Origin of the sequence: Parasulfuritortus cantonensis, assembly GCF_004337445.1 — a bacterium.
GTDB lineage: Bacteria > Pseudomonadota > Gammaproteobacteria > Burkholderiales > Thiobacillaceae > Parasulfuritortus > Parasulfuritortus cantonensis.
Map to the genome: position 1 here is coordinate 12806 of NZ_SJZB01000026.1, position 13935 is coordinate 26740.

Sequence of the window (13935 nt, forward strand, 5' to 3'; positions counted from 1 at the left end):
CCAAATCCGAGGAGCCCGAAATGTTGCAACGCATCCTACTGCTGGCCTGCCTGCTGTGCGGCCAGACTGCCCATGCTGCGCTGAACGTCCTGGCATGCGAGCCGGAATGGGCCGCCCTGACCAGCGAACTGGCTGGCGACCACGCCAACGTCAGCAGCGCCACCACGGCCCGCCAGGACCCCCACCACATCCAGGCACGGCCGTCGCTGATCGCCAAGGCGCGCAATGCCGACCTGCTGGTCTGCACCGGCGCCGACCTGGAGATCGGCTGGCTGCCCCTGCTGCAACGGGAAGCCGGCAACCCGCGTATCCAGACTGGCCAGCCGGGCCTGTTCGAGGCGGCCCGCTACGTCGCGCTGCTGGAGAAGCCGACCAGCCTGAGCCGGGCCCAGGGCGACGTGCATGCCGACGGCAACCCGCATATCCAGACCGACCCGCGCAACCTGCTCAAGGTGGCCGACGCCCTCGCCGCGCGCCTGGCCGAGTTGGACCCCGGGCAGGCCGCCTATTACGCCGGCCGCAACCGCAGCTTCCAGACCCGGATGAATAAGGCGATCGCCGGCTGGGAGAAGGCCGCCGCCGGCCTACGCGGGCTGCCGGTGGTCGTGCACCACAAGAGCTGGAGCTACCTGGCCGCCTGGCTGGGCCTGAACGTGGTCGCCGACCTGGAACCCAAGCCGGGCATCGATCCGTCGGCCGCCTACCTCGCCCAGGTGCTCGAGCGCCTCAAGACGACGCCGGCCCGGATGATCCTGCGCACCGCCTACCAGTCCGACAAGCCGTCGGCGTGGCTCGCCGAACGGGCCGGCATCCCGGCCATCGAGCTGCCCTTCACCGTGGGTGGCTCGGCCGGGGCGACCGACCTGTTCAGCCTGTTCGACGACACCATCGCCAAGCTCGTGGCGGCCGCGCGATGAACTCCGCCGGACTCGACCCCGTCGTCCTGCTACCCGCGCTCGCCGCCGGCCTCCTGGTCCTGGCCAGCCACGTGCCGCTGGGCATGGCGGTGCTCGAGCGCGGCATCGTCTTCCTCGACCTGGCCATCGCCCAATTCGCCGGCCTCGGCGTCGTGCTGGTCAACGCCTACCTGGACGGCGCCCCGGCGACCTGGCAGATCCAGGCCGGGGCGGTGGCCGCCGCCGCCCTCGGCGCCCTTTTCCTGCGCACCATGGAAAAACGCCTGCCGCATCGCCAGGAGGCCGTCATCGGCGTTGCCTTCGTGGTCGCGGCCTGTGCCGCCCTGGTCCTGATGAGCCACGACCCGCACGGCGCCGAACACCTGCAGGACATGCTGGTCGGCCAGATACTCTGGAGCACCTGGTCGGGCCTGGTACCGCTCGCCCTGGTCACCGCCCTGGTCCTGGCAGCCTGGTTCGGGCTCCGCCTCGGCCGCACGGCGCTCGGCTTCTACCTCCTGTTCGCGCTCACCGTCACCGCGTCCGTGCAGGTGGTCGGCATCTACCTGGTGTTTGCCAGCCTGATCGTCCCGGCCCTGGCGGCCGGACGTCGGCTCTGGCTGGGCTACCTGCTCGGCGCCGTCGGCTATGCCGGCGGCCTCGCCGCCTCCGGTCTGTTCGACCTGCCCTCCGGAGCGGCCGTCGTCCTGGCCCTGGCCGCGACCAGCGGCGTGGTCGGACTGCTTCGCCAGCGCCGCCCGGACGTGGTTAATTGACAACCATTCTCATTTGAATAGAATAACGGCAAGCCCATGCCTGCGGAGTCACACCATGTATGTCTGCGTCTGCCACGCCGTTACCGAGCGACAGGTGCGCGATGCCATCGCCGACGGCGTGCATTCCATGCACGGCCTGCGCAAACGTCTCGGCATCGCGGCGACCTGCGGCAAGTGCGCCCGCTGCGCGCACGGCATGCTGAAGGAGCAGCGCGCCTGCCCGAATGCGGGCGCCGACGGCAAATGCCGTGTTTTCTGACCCGATGCGCGCCGGCGGCCTATAATCCCTCGCATCCGACAGTGCGGATTCGGCCGTTCCAATTAGCCAGTCAAACAAGCCAACGGCAGCCGATCTGAGCGACATCCGGTCGACCATCCCAAGACAGGAGAATCCAGCATGAAAGGCGACAAGAAGGTTATCCAGTTGCTCAACAAGGCCCTGGCGGTCGAGCTGACCGCCATCAACCAGTACTTCCTGCACGCGCGCATGTACAAGAACTGGGGCCTGGCCGCCCTCGGCAAGCACGAGTACGAGGAATCGATCGAGGAGATGCACCACGCCGACAAGCTGATCGAGCGCATCCTGTTCCTCGAGGGCCTGCCCAACCTGCAGACGCTGAACAAGCTGATGATCGGCGAGAACGTGCCCGAATGCCTGGCTGGCGACCTCAAGCTGGAACTGGGCGGGCGTGAGCTGTACGTCGAGGTCATCGCCTACTGCGAATCGGTCAAGGACTACGTCTCGCGCGACATCGTCACCGCCATCCAGACCGACACCGAGGAGCACATCGACTACCTGGAGACCCAGCTCGGCCTGATCGAGCAGGTCGGCCTGCCGAACTACCTGCAGACGGCCATGGGCGCCATCGCCGCCTGAGCCCCTGACGTTCAACCGGCCGCTCCGGGATCGGGCAACCGGACCGGCTTCCATTCCTGCCCGGACAGAAGGGAATCACACGCCATGGATATCGGTATCACCGACAAGGATCGCGCCAAGATCACGGATGCACTCTCGCACATGCTGGCGGACAGCTACATCCTTTACCTCAAGACCCACAACTTCCACTGGAACGTCACCGGCCCGATGTTCCAGACCCTGCACGTCATGTTCATGACCCAGTACACCGAGCTCTGGAACGCCCTCGACCTGATCGCCGAGCGCATCCGCGCCCTCGGCCACACCGCGCCGGGTTCCTACAAGCGCTACGTCGAGCTGTCGACCATCCAGGAGGAAGACGGCGTACCGTCCGCACACGACATGATCCGCCAGCTGGTGGCCGGCCAGGAGGCCGTCGCCCGCACCGCCCGCGCCGCCTTCAAGGTCGCCGACGCCGCCGACGACCAGCCCACCGCGGACCTGCTCACCCAACGCATGGAAATCCACGAGAAGAACGCCTGGATGCTGCGCGTCCTGCTCGAGGACGGCGCCGCCAGCCCGGCAAAACCGGCCAAGAAGGGCAAGAAGTAAGCCTGTTCCGGCCAGCCGCGCGACGGGCGACCCGATACGGTCGCCCGTTTTCTTTTCAGGCCGCCGGCGCGGAACTGCGGATCAGGTGGTCGAAGGCGGCCAGGCTGGCGGTGGCGCCCGCCCCCATGGCGATGATGATCTGCTTGTACGGTACCGTCGTGCAGTCGCCGGCGGCGAACACGCCGGGCACCGAGGTCTGGCCGCGGGCGTCGATGACGATCTCGCCGAAGCGCGAAAGTTCGATGGTGCCCTTCAGCCAGTCGGTATTGGGCAGCAGGCCGATCTGCACGAACACCCCCTCGAGGGCGATGTGCTGGCTCTGGCCGGTGGTCCGGTCGGTGTAGGCGAGGCCGTTCACCTTGCCGTCGGCCCCGGTGACCTCGGTGGTCTGGGCGCTCTTGATCACGGTGACGTTGGCCAGGCTGTGGAGCTTGTTCTGCAGCACCGCATCAGCACGCAGGGCATCGCCGAATTCCAGCAGGGTCACGTGGCCGACGATGCCGGCCAGGTCGATGGCCGCCTCGACGCCGGAGTTGCCGCCGCCCACCACGGCGACGTGCTTGCCCTTGAACAGCGGCCCGTCGCAGTGCGGGCAGTAGGCGACGCCCTTGCCGCGGTACTCCTGCTCGCCCGGCACGTTCAGTTCGCGCCAGCGCGCGCCGGTGGCCAGGATGACCGCCTTCGCCTTCAGGACGGCGCCGTTGCCCAGGCGCACGGCGTGGTAACCACCGGCGCCGCCCGGGACCAGGGCCTCGGCCTTCTGCAGGTTCATGATCTCCACGGCGTATTCCTTGACGTGTTCCTCGAGCGCGCGGCCCAGCTTGGGACCGTCGGTATGCGGCACGGAGATCAGGTTTTCGATGGCCAGGGTATCCATGACCTGGCCGCCGAAGCGTTCGGCCAGGACGCCGGTACGGATCCCCTTGCGTGCCGCGTACACCGCGGCCGCCGCGCCTGCCGGGCCGCCGCCCACCACCAGGACGTCGAACGGGGCCTGCTCGGCCAGGCGCGCGGCGTCGCGCTCGGCGGCACCCGTATCCAGGCGGGCGACGATCTCCGCCACCGTCATGCGGCCGTTCTCGAACGGTTCGCCGTTCAGGTAGACGCTGGGTACCGCCATGATCTGGCGCGCGTTGACCTCGTCCTGGAACAGGGCGCCGTCGATCATGACGTTCTCGACGGCCGGGTTGAGGGCCGCCATGGCGTTGAGCGCCTGCACCACGTCCGGGCAGTTGTGGCAGGACAGCGAGATGTAGGTTTCGAAGCGCAGCGGGCCCTTGAGCGAACGAATCGCCTCGACCACCGAGTCCTCGATCTTGGGCGCATAGCCGCTCGCCTGCAGGAGGGCCAGGATCAGGGAGGTGAACTCGTGCCCCATGGGCAGGCCGGCGAAGCGGATGCGTGCGCGCTCGCCCACCTTGCCGATGGTGAACGAAGGCCGCCGGGCGTCGACGCCGTTCTCCAACAGGCTGACCTTCTCGGACAGCCCGGCGATGTCCTCCAGGAGGCCGCGCATCTCGGCGGATTGCGGCCGGTCGTCCAGGGAGGCGACCAGTTCGATGGGATCGACCAGTTTTTCCAGATAGGCCTTGAGTTGTGCCTTGATGTTGGCGTCCAGCATTTCGGTTCTCCTGAAGCAGATGGCAGTAGCAAGGCCCCGCCGGGCAAGGCCTTGGTGCTGCCCCCTCCCCCTGTGCGGGGAGGGTCGGGGTGGCGGGTTCAGATCTTGCCGACCAGGTCCAGGGACGGGGTCAGGGTGGCGGCGCCTTCCTTCCACTTGGCCGGGCAGACCTGGTTCGGATGGGCGGCGACGTACTGGGCGGCCTTCAGCTTGCGCAGGGTCTCCTGGACATCGCGGGCGATGGCGTTGTCATGGATTTCCAGGGTCTTGATGACGCCATCGGGGTTGATGACGAAGGTGCCGCGCAGGGCCAGGCCCTCTTCCGGGATGTGCACGCCGAAGGCGTTGGTCAGGGTGTGGGTGGGATCGCCGACCAGCGGGAAACGGGCCTTGCCGACGGCGGCCGAGGTCTCGTGCCACACCTTGTGGGAGAAGTGGGTATCGGTGGTGACGATGTAAACCTCGGCGCCGCACTTCTGGAACTCGGCGTAGTTGTCGGCGGCATCCTCGATCTCGGTCGGGCAGTTGAAGGTGAAGGCGGCCGGCATGAAGATCATGACCGACCACTTGCCCTTCAGGTCGGCCTCGGTCACTTCGATGAAGGCACCGTTGTGGAAAGCCTGGGCCTTGAAGGGTTGCACTTCGGTGTTGATGAGGGATTGCATCGTTCTTTCTCCTTGGTTGGTTCGCACTGCGGTTTGGGTCGTGCGATGGGTCGAACTTTACCGGTCTTCCATAGCCGCTTCTAATTGAATTACCAAAATCGATTGATAGGAATCATCTATCGCCGCCCACAGCGATTTATATCGCCTGGCGAAGTCGACGGCTCCCGTCTGCCCGCGCGCGAACGCCGGGCCGCCCAGGGCCGGCCCGGCACGTACCGGCCGGTCGGCCAATGCGGCGGCCCACCCGCGCCGTCAGCGCTGCAGTTCCGAAATCCGGCGACGTGCCGGTCCTTCAATCCGGGGCGGGCCGTGCCCCTCGGCGACCACCTCGTCGCCGGCACGTTCCCTCTGGCCGATGCGTTGCCGCGCCGGGGCCGTCACGCCTGGCCGGCGCGGCAACGCTCGTCGCGGCACTGGTTGATCTCGACGGTGATGTGGTCGAGACCGGCGATTCCGGACAGCCGCGCGCGGTAGTAGTCCGCCGGCTTCGGACTGTGGGTCACCAACGAAAGGATGCAGGCCCGGCTGGCCGGGCCGACCCGCCACAGGTGCAGATCGGCGATCTCGTGGTCCGGCTCCGAAGCCATCAGATGATGTATCTCGGCGCTCGTTTCGCCGTGGTCCTCGGCATCCAGCAGCACCGCCGCGCTGTCGTGCGCCAATCCCCAGGCCCAGCGCGCCACGACCACCGCTCCGACGATGCCCATCAAGGGATCGAGGAACGTCCAACCGTACGCCATGCCGCCGGCGAGGGCGACGATGGCGGTCACCGAGGTCAGGGCGTCGGCGAGCACGTGGACGTAGGCGGCCTTGAGGTTATGGTCGACGTGTTCGCCGTGGTGGTGGTCGTGGTGGCCATGACGGTGATCGAGGTCGTGGTGGTCCCCTTCTTCGTGCTCCAGCAACCAGGCACTGAGCAGGTTGACCGCTAGGCCGAGGACGGCCACGGCCATCGCCTCGGCATAGCGGACCGGCACCGGATCGAGCAGCCGGTGGAACGACTCGAGCGCCATCCAGAAGGCCACCAGGCCGAGCAGCAGGGCGCTGCTGTAACCGGCCAGGGCGGACACCTTGCCGGTACCGAAGGTGAAACGGACGTCACCGGCATGGCGGCGCGCGAAACCGTACGCGAACGCGGCCAGGCCGAGGGCGCCGACATGGCTGGCCATGTGCCAGGCATCCGCCATCAAGGCCATGGAGCCGGTCAGCCAGCCGGCGGCCAGTTCCACCAGCATGGTGCCGAAGGTCAAGGCAACCACCCAGCGGGTGCGCCGTTCGGCGTGCCGATCGGCCGCGCGGCCGAAATCGTGGGCGTGTTGCCAGAGTTTCAGATCGTGGCTGTGCATGGTCGACTCCTGACTCCATGGGAATGAACGGGACGGAGCAATTCCCAGGCCCGCGCCGTTGGCGTTGGCGTTGGCGTTGACGTTGCCGGGCCGTGCCCGGCCCGCCCTACTCCCCTACCCACTCGTATAACTCCAGGGTCTTGGGATCGCACTTGCAGCACCCGTTGGCGCAGCCGGTGCCGGCCGCCAGCCGGCGTACCCGGCCCTTGCGCTCCAGGGTCGCCAGCATGCCCTTGAGGGCGTCCGGCGAGGCGTCCAGGCCGAGGGCCATGTCGATGACGCTGGCACGTTTGCGCTGCTTTAGCAGGATGGTGAGAAACCCCAAGCCCTTGTCTGAGCTTGGGTTTTTGTCACACTACGGCCTGATCTCGGCATTCTAATTTCCACTCCCGATCCATGCGTGGCCAAGAATCCCTCCAAGCGTCGATGTTCAGCTATGTCAGTCTGGACGCGCGCGTGCCGTCCGACCACCCGCTGCGCCGCCTGCGCGCCCTGGTCGATGCCGTCCTCGGCAATATGAGCGGCGTGTTCGATGGTTGCTATTCGCACACCGGCCGCCCCTCCATCCCCCCTGAGCACTTGCTGCGCGCATTGCTGTTGCAGGTGCTGTTCACGATCCGCAGCGAACGGCTGCTGATGGAGCAACTCGATTACAACCTGCTGTTCCGCTGGTTCGTGGGCCTCGGCATCGACGATGCAGTCTGGGACCGCACCGTGTTCAGCATCAACCGCGACCGCCTGCTGTCGACCGAGATGGCCCGGGAGTTCTTCGAGCGGGTGCTCCGCCTGGCCGAGTGGCAGGGGCTCGTCTCCGACGAGCACTTCAGCGTCGACGGCAGCCTGATCGAGGCCTGGGCCGGCCACAAGAGCTTCGTGCGCAAGGACGGCGACGGCCCGGACCGCCCGTCCGGACGCAATCCCGAAGTCGACTTCAAGGGCGAGGCGCGCAGCAACAAGACCCATGCCAGCACCACCGACCCCGAATCCCGGTTGTACAAGAAAGGCGAGTTCACCGAGGCGAAGTTGCGCTACATGACGCACGCACTGTCCGAGAACCGCAACGGCCTGATCGTTGACGTCGAGACCACCCAGGCCAACGGTCGGGCCGAATGGGAGGCGGCGAAGAAGATGATCCGGCGCAGCGTGAAGCAAGGCGCTACGGTGGGGGCCGATAAGGGCTATGACACCGAGGAATTCGTGAGCGGTATCGAGCGCCTGGGCATCCGCGCTCACGTGGCGCGCAAGACAGTGGGCAGCGCCGTCGACGGTCGCACCGCACGTGGCAAGGGGTACGCCCTGAGCCTCCGGCGGCGCAAGATGATCGAGGAGGCCTTCGGCTGGATCAAGACCGTGGGCGGGTTGCGCAAGACACGCCACAAAGGCCTGGCGAAGCTCTCTGGCCAAGCGCTTCTGGCCTTCGCCGCCTACAACCTGACCCGGATGCTCAACCTGATGTGGCCGAAGGCAGCGTAAGGATAAGTCCGCCTGCCGTACACCCAGCGGCGGGGGAACAGGGCAAAAACGCCTGGCAATACGGGCGGCGGCGCGCTTCCGGCGCCGAAAAAAACGAGCGGAAGACAAAAATCGGGGAGGATTCACGGGTTTCTCACCATCCTGTTAGGTAATCGCTGATGCGGGACAGGATCATATGACCTCCTCAAACCGTGTGCGGCGCCGGAACGGGCGCCGCGTCTTCACGCCGCCCCTGGCGGTGCAGGAACCAGACTGCAAGGACGAAACCGGCCAGCACGGCGGCTATCCAGAAACCGGCCTGACCGGGATTGCGGCCGAAACTGGCGGCCTGGTAGTACAGGGTGGCGAGGCCGTAGCCCAGGCCGGTGGTCCACAGCGCCACGAAGGCGGTCCAGCGCGCCCCGGATTCCTGATAGACGGCGGCAATGGCGGCCGTACATGGAAAGTAAAGCAGGATGAACAGCAGGTAGGCGAAGGCGCCGGCCGCACCGTCGAAGCGCGCGGCCATGGCGCCGAAGGTCCCGGTGGCGACATCCTGCTCCTCCGCCACGGCCGCCTGGTTGCTGACGTCGCCGATCCCGATGCCGATCGGATCGGCCCAGGAACCCAGGGCGTCGGCCAGGTTGGCCGGGATGGTCGCGAAAGCGCCGGCCACGGCGTCCGCCAGGCTGAACGACGCCTCCCCTGCCGCGCCGGCCCCGGCGCCGTCGCGCTCGGCCAGGGCCGAGTAGGCGGCGTTCAACGTGCCGACCACCGCCTCCTTGGCCAGGACGCCGGTGAATATGCCCACCGCGGCGGGCCAGTTCTCCTCGTCCAGGCCCATGGGCGAAAACGCCGGGGCGATGTTGCGGCCGATCTCGGCGAGGACCGACTTGTCGCTGTCCTCGTTGCCGAAGCTGCCATCGGTGCCGACCGCGTTGAGGAAGTTGAGCACCAGCACCATGGGCACGATGACCCGTCCCGCCCGGAACATGAAGCTGCGCAGGCGATCCCAGGTGTGCAGCAGGATGCCCTTGAGCGTCGGCAGGTGATAGGGCGGCAATTCCATGATGAACGGCGTCGCATCCCCCTTCAGAATCGAGTGCTTGAGCACCAGGCCGGTGAGCACGGCCACCGCGATGCCGATCAGATAGAGCCCGAAGACGACGTTCTGCGCCCCTTGGGGGAAGAAGGCGGCGGCAAACAGCACGTACACCGGCAGCCTGGCGCCGCAGGACATGAAGGGCGCCATGGCGATGGTCATGAGGCGGTCGCGCCGGTGTTCCAGGGTGCGGGTCGCCATGATCGCCGGGACGTTGCAGCCGAAGCCGACGATGAGGGGCACGAAGGACTTGCCCGGCAGGCCCACCCAGCGCATGAAGCGGTCCATGACGAAGGCGGCACGCGCCATATAGCCGGAATCCTCCAGTACCGACAGGAACAGATACAGGAAGCCGATCACCGGGATGAAGGTGGCCACGGTCTGCAGGCCACCGCCGATGCCCTTGGCCATGGTGACCGTGACCCATTCCGGGAGGCCCAGGCCGGCGAGTACCGAGGCGAATCCATCCACAAAGACAGCGCCGGCAAATTGATCAAAGAAATCAATGAATGCGCCGCCGATATTGATGGTAAACATGAACATCAGATACATCATGACCAGGAAGACCGGGATACCCAGGGCGCGGTTGAGCACCACCCGGTCGATGCGGTCGGTGAGATCGCGCCCTGCCTGGCCGGACACCGTCACAGCCTGGTGGGCGATGTGGTTGGCCAGGCCGTAGCGGGCGTCGGCCACCATGATGTCGATGTCGTCGCCCAGCGCCGTGGCGCGGCGGCCGGCCTCCTCGGCCAGTTCGCTGCCGGCGGCCCGGCGCGCCAGGTCGTCACCCTCCAGTAGGCGCAGCGCCAGCCAGCGCGGCGAGATCCCCAAGTTCCCGGCGGCGTCGGACAGGCGCGGTGCCAGGCCGGCGATGGCGTGATCCAGCACCGGCGCATATTCCAACAGCACGCTCGCGCGCGCCGGCTCCTGCGCGCTCCGTCGGATGGCGTCCTTGAGGGCGGCCACGCCTATGCCTTCCGAGGCCACCACCGGCAGCACCGGGCAGCCGAGCTGGCGCGCCAGGGTCTCGGCATCGACCCGCATGCCCTTGCCATCGGCGACGTCCACCATGTTCAGGACGACCAGGAGCGGCACCCGCATCTCGGCCAGCTGGCTGGTCAGGTACAGGTTGCGTTCCAGGTTGGCGGCGTCGACGATGTTGACGATCAGGTCGGCCTCGTTGGCGTGCACGTAGTCGCGCGCCACCTTCTCGTCGAGCGAGACGTCGCGATCCACCACGTCCAGCGAATAGGTACCCGGCAGGTCCACCACCTCGAAGCGCAGGTCGGCCAGCTTGTACTCGCCGCTCTTGCGCTCGACCGTGACGCCGGGCCAGTTCCCGACCCGTTGCTTGGAGCCGGTCAGGGCGTTGAACAGGGTGGTCTTGCCGCAGTTCGGATTGCCGACCAGGGCGATGGTGTAGTGGCTGGCGTTCATCAGATCTTCTCCACCGAGACCGCTTCCGCCTCGTCGCGGCGGACCGACAGCGCGAAGCCGCGCACGCGTATCTCGACCGGGTCGCCCATGGGCGCCACCCGCGTCACGCTGAACTCGGCCCCGGGCGTCAAACCCAGGGAAAGCAGCTTGCGGCGATAGGCGCCGCCGTTCTCGAGGAATCCGGCCACCTTGGCACGGTCGCCGACTTGCAGGTCCTTCAGGGTCATGATTCAACTCCGATACATGTGAATGAATTGCCGATCCCCGCCCGACGGGGAGAAAAATCGCCAGGGGGATCATTCCAACCGTTCCACCCATACCTTGTGTGCCATGCCGCCGCCGATGGCGTACCGGGTCTCGCCGCGCGCCACCACCATGCCGCCGCCCTGGCGCTGGCGCACGCTCAGCTCGCTGCCGACGTTGAGGCCCATCTCGGTCATCTTCTTGCTCAACCCGCTGCCGCCACGAAGGGCCACGACGCGCACGCGGGCGCCTTCGTCGGCCATGCTGAGCGGAAACGGTGCTGGCATCGTGGCGGCCTCAGAGCAGGACACCGATCAGCCGGGTCGCGGTGCGCTGGGCCAGGACGCCCATCAGCGCCTTGCCGAAAGTACCGGCCAGGCCATCGGTCGCGGCCGGCCGGACACCCGCGCCGGCCGGCGCGGCCACGGCGTTCAGGCAGCCGTATCGTTCCAGTACCGCGAGCAGCTCGGCCTGGCTCTGGCGGGCCGGGTCGTAGTGCACGGTCAGGCTGCCGGCGTGGTGGTTGAGCTTGACCAGCTCGACGCCGGCCAGGGCGCGCAGCCCGGCGACGGCCCGGGCGGCGGTGGCGCTGTCGCGGCGGAAATGGCAGCCTTTCAGACGCAGACGGCCGGGAACGTGGTGCATGTACTTGATGGCGGTCATGGTGCGTGACTCCTCTCGGTAAGAACGGCGAACGGGGAGGTTCCTGCCTTCCCTGCTGCAATTCGGCATGATTCGGAATAATTCGGACTCTCAACTAAGGGCTGCGCAGGGCCTCGGTTCATGTCACCTCCAGGCTCAGTGCAGGGTGGCGCCCGGGCCGTCCGCGCGCGGCCCGGCCAGGCCGGCGCCGGCCAGGGCGCGCAGCAGTACGGCGATGGTGGTGCCGTTGTGCAGTACGGCGCTCATCACCGGCGACAGCCAGCCCATGACCGCCCCGGCCAGGACGGCGGTGTTGACGCCGACGGCAATGTTGAAGTTGCTCTTGATCAGGGCCATGGTGCGGGCCGCGACCTCGCGCGCATCGACCACCGCGGTGAGGCGGTCGTCCATCAGGACGATGTCGGCGGTGGCGCGGGCGATGTCGGCACCGCGCGGCATGGCGATGCCCACCTCGGCCACCGCCAGGGCCGGCCCGTCGTTGATGCCGTCGCCGACGAAGGCCACCTTGCGGCCCTCGGCCTGCAGGGCCTTGATGATGGCGGCCTTGTCTTCCGGCGCCACCTCGGCATGCACGGCGTCCAGGCCGAGCTGGGCTGCCAGGGGCTTGGCCTTGGCCTGCTTGTCGCCGGTGATCATGACCATCCGGTCGATTCCGAGGGCGCGCAGGCGCTGCAAGGCGGGGGCCGCGTCAGCGCGCAGGGTGTCGCGCAGGGCCACCACGCCGATGGGGCCGCCCTTGGCGCGCCCCTGGGCGGCGGCGCCGACGTAGAGCAGGGTCTTGCCCTCCTCCAGCAGGCGGTCGATGGTGGCCTGGTGGCGGGCGAAGGCTATGCCGTGGTGCTCCTCCAGGAAGTGCCGGCTGCCGATGATCACGCGCTTGCCCTCCACGTCCGTGGCGAGGCCGTGGGCCACCAGGTAGTCCACCTCGCCATGGCTGATGTGCTTGAGGTCCCGTTCCTTGGCCGCCTCCACCACCGCCTGGGCGAGGGGGTGGCTGGCATGCTCCTCCACCGAGGCCACCAGGGCCAGCAGGGCGTCCTCGGACAGGTGCCGTCTGCCCAGGGCCACCACGTCGGTGACCACCAGTTCGCTGTGGGTCAGGGTGCCGGTCTTGTCGAACACCATGGTATCCACGCCGGCCAGGTGCTCGATAGCGTGGCCGCCGCGCATCAGGACGCTGTGGCAGGCGGCGCGGTACATGCCGGACTTGAAGGCCATGGGCGTGCCCAGCTTGAGGGCGCAGGAATAGTCCACCAGGAACACCGACTCCAGGCGGGTCAGGTCGCGGGTGACGGCATAGACCAGGCCGCCGGTGACCAGGGTGAGCCAGACCCGTCGGTCGGCCAGATCGTCGGCCATGCGCTGGGTCTCCGAGCGGTTTTCCAGGGAGGCCTGGATGAAGCTGGCCACCCGCGCCGTGGTGGTGTCGGAACCGACCCGCTGGGCCTCGACGCGGATGCGCCCTTCCTCCACCACGCTGCCCGCCACCACCCGCTGGCGCAGCTCGCGCCGCACCGGCAGGTCCTCGCCGGTGACCGCGGCCTGGTTGACCAGGGCCGTGCCCTCCACCACGCGGCCGTCCACCGGCACCGTCTCGCCGACGCCCACCAGGACGATCTCGCCCACCGCCACGGCGTCGCCGGCCACCAGTACCAGACCACCGTCCCGCTCCACCCAGGCCGCGGCCGGCTCCGGGTTGAGCAGCCTGCGCAGCAGCTTGTCGGACCTGCGCTGGGTCTGATGCTCCAGGAATTCGCCCAGGGCGAGCAGGAACGCGGTGATGTTGGCGGTGTATACCTCGCCCCTCAGGGTCGCCAGGCCGATCGCCAGGGCATCCAGCACTTCCATCTTGATGCCCTGCCTGACCAGCGTATCGGCCCCGTCCGCCAGGATGGGGGCGATGTTGGCCAGGGTCAGTATCCGGCCCTGGGTCTGGCTCAGGAAAGGCATCACCGCCATGGCCCCGGCGCTGGTCACCATGGGTGCGATCTCGCCGGCGATGCCAACGCCCCCCGCCGATGCCGGGGCCTGGTCGGCACGGAAGGCGGCCAGCCGCGCCAGGACCGCGCCGCGGTCGGTCCGGGCCGGGTCGAAACTCACCGCGACGCTGCGCGCCCGGCGGTTGATGCGCACGTCGCGCACGCCCGGCACGGCCTCCAGCCAGCTTTCCAGCCAGCCCGGCCGGAAACCCCGCTCGGCCAGGGCGGGCATGCGCACACGCAGGCGCAGGCCGGTTTCGTGCAGGACGACGAGACCGCTCATGCCG

15 protein-coding genes are annotated in these 13935 nt (G+C 68.0%); 6 read left to right on the top strand and 9 right to left on the bottom strand.

Annotation, left to right across the window (positions count from 1 at the left end; translation table 11 throughout):
* Nucleotides 1-20: 20 nt before the first annotated feature.
* The 5 genes from EZJ19_RS06600 to EZJ19_RS06620 all read left to right on the top strand — a co-directional run bounded on the left by EZJ19_RS06600 (nt 21) and on the right by EZJ19_RS06620 (nt 3140).
* Nucleotides 21-917, top strand: coding sequence for a metal ABC transporter substrate-binding protein (locus EZJ19_RS06600; RefSeq protein WP_131445837.1), 897 nt, complete (start codon nt 21-23; stop codon nt 915-917).
* On the top strand, nt 914-1672 hold the full coding sequence (locus tag EZJ19_RS06605) for a metal ABC transporter permease (RefSeq protein ID WP_131445840.1): 759 nt from the start codon (nt 914-916) through the stop codon (nt 1670-1672). The genes EZJ19_RS06600 and EZJ19_RS06605 overlap by 4 nt, the downstream gene beginning before the upstream one ends.
* Nucleotides 1673-1727: 55 nt before the next feature.
* Nucleotides 1728-1931: a (2Fe-2S)-binding protein gene (locus tag EZJ19_RS06610; RefSeq protein WP_131445843.1), complete on the top strand. Its 204-nt coding sequence runs from the start codon at nt 1728-1730 to the stop codon at nt 1929-1931.
* Nucleotides 1932-2069: 138 nt separating this feature from the next.
* The gene (gene bfr, locus EZJ19_RS06615) at nt 2070-2549 is read left to right on the top strand and encodes a bacterioferritin (protein ID WP_131445846.1); all 480 of its coding nucleotides are present in this window, start codon (nt 2070-2072) and stop codon (nt 2547-2549) included.
* A gap of 84 nt (nt 2550-2633) precedes the next feature.
* A complete protein-coding gene (locus tag EZJ19_RS06620; protein WP_131445849.1) occupies nt 2634-3140 on the top strand; it encodes a Dps family protein in 507 nt (168 codons plus the stop codon).
* A 55-nt stretch (nt 3141-3195) separates the two neighbouring features.
* Here the strand turns inward: EZJ19_RS06620 and ahpF are convergent, their stop codons facing one another.
* The 4 genes from ahpF to EZJ19_RS06640 form a co-directional block, all read right to left on the bottom strand.
* Nucleotides 3196-4761, bottom strand: a complete 1566-nt coding sequence (ahpF, locus tag EZJ19_RS06625; RefSeq protein WP_131445852.1) for an alkyl hydroperoxide reductase subunit F — start codon at nt 4759-4761, stop codon at nt 3196-3198.
* A 98-nt stretch (nt 4762-4859) separates the two neighbouring features.
* Nucleotides 4860-5426: an alkyl hydroperoxide reductase subunit C gene (ahpC, locus tag EZJ19_RS06630; protein ID WP_131445855.1), complete on the bottom strand. Its 567-nt coding sequence runs from the start codon at nt 5424-5426 to the stop codon at nt 4860-4862.
* Nucleotides 5427-5803: 377 nt separating this feature from the next.
* Nucleotides 5804-6772: a CDF family Co(II)/Ni(II) efflux transporter DmeF gene (gene dmeF / locus EZJ19_RS06635; protein ID WP_131445858.1), complete on the bottom strand. Its 969-nt coding sequence runs from the start codon at nt 6770-6772 to the stop codon at nt 5804-5806.
* A 106-nt stretch (nt 6773-6878) separates the two neighbouring features.
* Complete coding sequence (locus EZJ19_RS06640; protein WP_206199348.1) at nt 6879-7097, bottom strand: FeoC-like transcriptional regulator; 219 nt, start codon at nt 7095-7097, stop codon at nt 6879-6881.
* Nucleotides 7098-7168: 71 nt separating this feature from the next.
* Between EZJ19_RS06640 and EZJ19_RS06645 the strand changes: the two genes are divergently transcribed.
* Entirely contained in the window at nt 7169-8245 is a 1077-nt protein-coding gene (locus EZJ19_RS06645) for an IS5 family transposase (protein WP_131445861.1), read from the top strand.
* A gap of 184 nt (nt 8246-8429) precedes the next feature.
* Here the strand turns inward: EZJ19_RS06645 and feoB are convergent, their stop codons facing one another.
* The 5 genes from feoB to EZJ19_RS06670 form a co-directional block, all read right to left on the bottom strand.
* The gene (gene feoB, locus EZJ19_RS06650; protein ID WP_131445864.1) at nt 8430-10763 is read right to left on the bottom strand and encodes a Fe(2+) transporter permease subunit FeoB; all 2334 of its coding nucleotides are present in this window, start codon (nt 10761-10763) and stop codon (nt 8430-8432) included.
* Entirely contained in the window at nt 10763-10990 is a 228-nt protein-coding gene (locus tag EZJ19_RS06655; protein WP_131445867.1) for a FeoA family protein, read from the bottom strand. The genes feoB and EZJ19_RS06655 overlap by 1 nt, the downstream gene beginning before the upstream one ends.
* Before the next feature lie 69 nt (nt 10991-11059).
* On the bottom strand, nt 11060-11293 hold the full coding sequence (locus tag EZJ19_RS06660; RefSeq protein WP_131445870.1) for a FeoA family protein: 234 nt from the start codon (nt 11291-11293) through the stop codon (nt 11060-11062).
* 10 nt (nt 11294-11303) lie between these two features.
* Entirely contained in the window at nt 11304-11669 is a 366-nt protein-coding gene (locus EZJ19_RS06665) for a hypothetical protein (protein ID WP_206199349.1), read from the bottom strand.
* 135 nt (nt 11670-11804) lie between these two features.
* Nucleotides 11805-13931, bottom strand: a complete 2127-nt coding sequence (locus EZJ19_RS06670) for a heavy metal translocating P-type ATPase (RefSeq protein WP_131445873.1) — start codon at nt 13929-13931, stop codon at nt 11805-11807.
* Between the last annotated feature and the right edge of the window lie 4 nt (nt 13932-13935).